At 77.2% G+C, this 2,811-nt stretch carries 4 protein-coding genes; 2 read left to right on the top strand and 2 right to left on the bottom strand.

What is annotated here, in order from left to right:
* Positions 1-335, bottom strand: a 335-nt coding sequence (locus tag JNW87_RS37075; protein WP_238455326.1) for a DUF1028 domain-containing protein, incomplete at its 3' end; no start/stop codon positions are given.
* Between the two features lie 296 nt (positions 336-631).
* On the opposite strand from JNW87_RS37075, the gene JNW87_RS37070 reads away from it, so the two are divergent.
* Complete coding sequence (locus JNW87_RS37070) at positions 632-1,612, top strand: LLM class F420-dependent oxidoreductase (protein WP_109804772.1); 981 nt, start codon at positions 632-634, stop codon at positions 1,610-1,612.
* Positions 1,613-1,615: 3 nt separating this feature from the next.
* Positions 1,616-2,407, top strand: coding sequence for an SDR family oxidoreductase (locus tag JNW87_RS37065; RefSeq protein WP_109804773.1), 792 nt, complete (start codon positions 1,616-1,618; stop codon positions 2,405-2,407).
* Positions 2,408-2,420: 13 nt separating this feature from the next.
* Here JNW87_RS37065 and JNW87_RS37060 read toward each other — a convergent pair whose 3' ends face one another.
* Complete coding sequence (locus JNW87_RS37060; protein WP_109804774.1) at positions 2,421-2,690, bottom strand: hypothetical protein; 270 nt, start codon at positions 2,688-2,690, stop codon at positions 2,421-2,423.
* Between the last annotated feature and the right edge of the window lie 121 nt (positions 2,691-2,811).

Genomic DNA, 2,811 nt, shown 5'->3' with positions numbered 1-2,811 from the left:
CCCTGGGCGGCCCAGCCGTCGCCGGCCCAGGGGTGGCAGCGCGGCCCGGTCCAGGTGGCGCCATCGCCGGTCGCCCCGACCACGCCGAGCTGCCGGTCGTCCCGGCCGGGGTCCGCCGCCACCAGGCCGGCCACCACGTCGGGGGCGGCCACGCCGGTGCGCAGCAGGGCCAACCCCTGCGGCCGGTACGCGAGGTTGACGTGCGCCTGGGTGGCGACGGCCCCCACCTCGGCCTCGGCCGCCGGCACCAGCGCGCCGGCGGCGAGGAACTTGCTGGCCACGGCGACGCCGTGCAGGCGTCCGTCGGCGGATCGGGCGACGATCGAGAAGGTCACCCGCGGATGGTAGCGCCGGTACGTCCCGGCCGGCGCCCTGGCGCGACGGGGCCGGCGCCGTCAGAAGGGGGAGGTGGCCGGCTCCCACGGGCGGCCGCGGGCCCGCAGCAGGCCGTTCTCGTTGCCGTCCTTCATGGTCGGTGCTTCCGGCCCTGGCTCCAGCCCACCTGGCGGTCGTAACACTCTTTCCGGGCGGAACAGCGGGTATCGCCCGGATCGGGGCGGTGCGACCGACCGGGATCTTGCTCGGGGCGACGGCGAGCGGGCACGATCGACCGGTGACGAACCGATGGGGCATGACCGTGCCGCTGAGCGGGATCCCGCTCGCCGACCACGCCGCGGTCTACGCGGCCCTCGACCAGGCCGGCTTCACCGACGTCTGGTCCTCGGAGGTGGCCGGCGCCGACGCGTTCACCCCGCTGGCGCTCGCCGCGGCGTGGCAGCCGAGGCTGCGGCTCGGCACCGCGATCACGCCGGTCTTCACCCGGGGGCCCGGGCTGCTGGCGATGAGCGCCGCCGCCCTCGCCGAGGCGGCGCCCGGCCGGTTCGCCCTCGGCATCGGCGCCTCGTCGCCGGTGCTGGTGCGGGACTGGAACGCCGTCCGCTTCGACGAACCGTTCCGGCGGACCCGGGACGTGCTGCGGTTCCTCCGCGCCGCGCTGCGCGGGGAGACCGTCGACGAGGTCTACGACACGTTCACCGTCCGCCGGTTCACCCTGGAACGCCCCCCGGCCGTCCCGCCGCCGGTGCTGCTGGCCGCGCTACGCCCCGGCATGCTCCGGCTCGCCGCCGCCGAGGCCGACGGGGTGATCCTCAACTGGCTCGCCGCCGACGACGTGCCCCGGGCCCTCGCCGAACTCGGCGACCGGCGGCCGGGCTTCGAGGTTGTCGCCCGGATCTTCGTCTGCCCCACCGAGGACGCCGCGCACGCCCGCGCGCTGGGCCGCCGGCTGATCACCGGCTACCTCACCGTCCCCGCGTACGCCGCCTTCCACCGCTGGCTCGGCCGGGAGGCGACGCTCGGTCCGATGTGGGCCGCGTGGGCGGCCGGGGACCGGCGCGGCGCCGCCGCGGCAGTGCCCGACGAGGTGGTCGACGCGCTGGTGCTGCACGGCTCGCCCGAGCAGTGCGTCGCGCAGGTCCGCCGCTACGCCGAGGCCGGGGTGGACGTACCGGTGATGGCGCTGCTGCCCACCCCGGAGCTGGCCGCCGGCGGCGCGGCGGCCCTGGCCACCCTGATCCCCCGGCTGGGCGTCGCCGACGCGGACCGGAGCTGACAGATGAACCTCACCGACCGGGTGGCCGTGATCACCGGCGGGGCCGGCGGCATCGGGTCCGCGCTGGCCCGCCGCTTCGTCGCCGAGGGCGCCGCCGCCGTGGTCCTCGCCGACCTGGACGCCGACGCCACCCGGGCGGTCGCCGAGCAGATCGGCCCGGTCGCGCACGCCGTCGGCCTGGACGTCACCGACGAGGCGCAGGTCCACGCGCTGGTGGACGAGACCGAGCGGCGGTACGGGCGGATCGACCTGTTCTGCGCCAACGCCGGGGTGGCCACCGGCGGGGGAGTGGAGGCCCCGGACGCCGACTGGGACCGGGCCTGGCGGGTGAACGTCCTCGCGCACGTCTACACCGCCCGGGCCGTGCTCCCGGCGATGCTGCGGCGCGGCTCGGGGTACCTGCTGTTCACCTGCTCGGCGGCGGGCCTGCTCACCGCGGTCGGGGACGCTCCGTACACCGCGACCAAACACGCGGCGGTCGGCTTCGCCGACTGGCTCGCGATCACCTACCGGGACGCCGGCATCCGGGTCAGTGCGCTCTGCCCGCAGGGCGTGGACACCCCGATGCTCGCCGACGGCCTCGCCGCCGGCCACCTCGGCGCCCGGGTCATCGCCGCCTCCGGGGCGGTGCTCACCCCCGACCAGGTCGCCGACGCGACCATCGCCGGGCTGGCCGAGGAGCGGTTCCTGATCCTGCCTCACCCGGAGGTCGCCGGCTACGCCCGGCGGCGCGCCGAGGACCCGGACGGCTGGCAGGCCGGCCTGCGCAAGCTGGTCCGCAAGCTGCGCGCCTGACTAGCTCCGTCGGTCAGATCCACCCGGTACCACCGCCGACGTCGCTGGGCGGGCCGCCCAGGAAACTGGACCAGTTGTCGGTGGGGCGGGCGCTCTCCGTGTCGGAGAGACCGGGGCCGGCGCGGCGGGCGGTGCGGCGCAGCCCCCGCGCCGCCTTCCTGGCCGCCGCCAGCTTCTGCTCGCGGGTGAGGGTGCGACGGCGACGGGCGCGCCACGTCCAGCCGGCCATGACCAGCGGGGCGCCGGTGAGGAGGGCGATGACCACCCAGCCGGGTCCGGACATGCCCCGACGGTAAGGCCCGGCGGCGCCACGTCCAGCCGGCCATGACCAGCGGGGCGCCGGTGAGGAGGGCGATGACCACCCAGCCGGGTCCGGACATGCCCCGACGGTAAGGCCCGGCGGC

Source organism: Micromonospora sp. ATA51 (assembly GCF_016802855.1).
GTDB lineage: Bacteria > Actinomycetota > Actinomycetes > Mycobacteriales > Micromonosporaceae > Micromonospora > Micromonospora sicca.
This window is presented reverse-complemented; position numbering and strand designations above follow the sequence as displayed.

Coding starts and splice junctions, on each gene's coding strand:
- JNW87_RS37070 (WP_109804772.1), top strand. CDS start 632: ATGACCGTGCCGCTGAGCGGGATCCCGCTCGCCGACCACGCCGCGGTC.
- JNW87_RS37065 (WP_109804773.1), top strand. CDS start 1,616: ATGAACCTCACCGACCGGGTGGCCGTGATCACCGGCGGGGCCGGCGGC.
- JNW87_RS37060 (WP_109804774.1), bottom strand. CDS start 2,690: ATGTCCGGACCCGGCTGGGTGGTCATCGCCCTCCTCACCGGCGCCCCG.